Source organism: Actinomycetospora sp., assembly GCF_055612215.1.
Genome location: NZ_JBVPVA010000566.1, coordinates 1 through 1,012 on the forward strand (window position 1 = coordinate 1; position 1,012 = coordinate 1,012).

Here is a 1,012-nt window from a genome sequence, read left to right on the forward strand (position 1 = left end):
GCCTCGGGGAAGCCCTTGAGGCCGTCGCAGCACACGATCAGCACGTCACGGACCCCGCGGTTGCGCAGCTCGGCGCACACCCCGGCCCAGAACTTCGCGCCCTCGCCGGCCTGGACCCAGATCCCGAGCACGTGCTTGATCCCGTCGAGATCGACCCCGACCGCGATGTAGGCCGAGCGGTTGCGGACCTGGTGGCCATCGCGGACCTTCACCACCAGCGCGTCGAGGTAGACGATCGGGTAGATCTCCTCCAGCGGCCTGGCCTGCCAGGCCTTCACCTCCTCGAGCACCGAATCGGTGATCTTGGAGATGGTCTCGTGGGAGAGCTCGGTGCCCAGCGTCCGCGCCAGGTGATGGCCGATGTCGCGCACGGTCATCCCGCCCGCGTACAGCGAGATGATCATCTCGTCGAGGCCGCCGGTGCGCCGGGAGCCCTTCGGGACCAGCCGCGGCTCGAACGAGCCCTGGCGGTCGCGGGGCACCGACAGCGGCACCTCCCCGACCTCGCTGGAGAGCGTCTTCGGAGTGAACCCGTTGCGGGAGTTCGACGAGCCCCGCCCCGCCGGGTCGCCCTTCTCGTAGCCCAGGTGCTCGCTCAACTCGGTCGACAGGCCCCGCTCGAGCACCGAGCGGACCAGCTCGGGCAGGAACCCGCCCTCGCCGGTCAACGCCAACTCCCCGGCCGCGGCCCGCTCCATCACCGAGTCCAACAGCCCGGCCTCGAGCATGTCGTTCACCGCCGCCCGCGCCGGCTCCACCCCTTCGTCGCGCTGCGCATCACCGGTCACGGTCACTGTGTACTCCGTCCTCACTCAGGAACGATCTTGTACACAGACCATCTGACAGGGCCTCAAGCGCGAGATCGACCGCAACCACGTGGGGCGCGAGCGGCGGGGCGCGCACTCCCGCGGCCGGGCGCCGGCCCCGAGCGGGCCGCCGCGCCCGGGGCGGCGGGTCGACGCCCGCCGGGCCCGCCAGGACGCGTATCGGGCGGCGCCGGCCCAGGCCAAGG

The 1,012-nt window shown here is 72.0% G+C and carries 1 protein-coding gene; it reads right to left on the reverse strand.

Annotated features, from left to right (window positions below):
• Positions 1 to 728, reverse strand: a 728-nt coding sequence (locus tag AC0CYZ_RS15620) for an IS256 family transposase (protein ID WP_472216902.1), incomplete at its 3' end; no start/stop codon positions are given.
• Positions 729 to 1,012 lie beyond the last annotated feature (284 nt).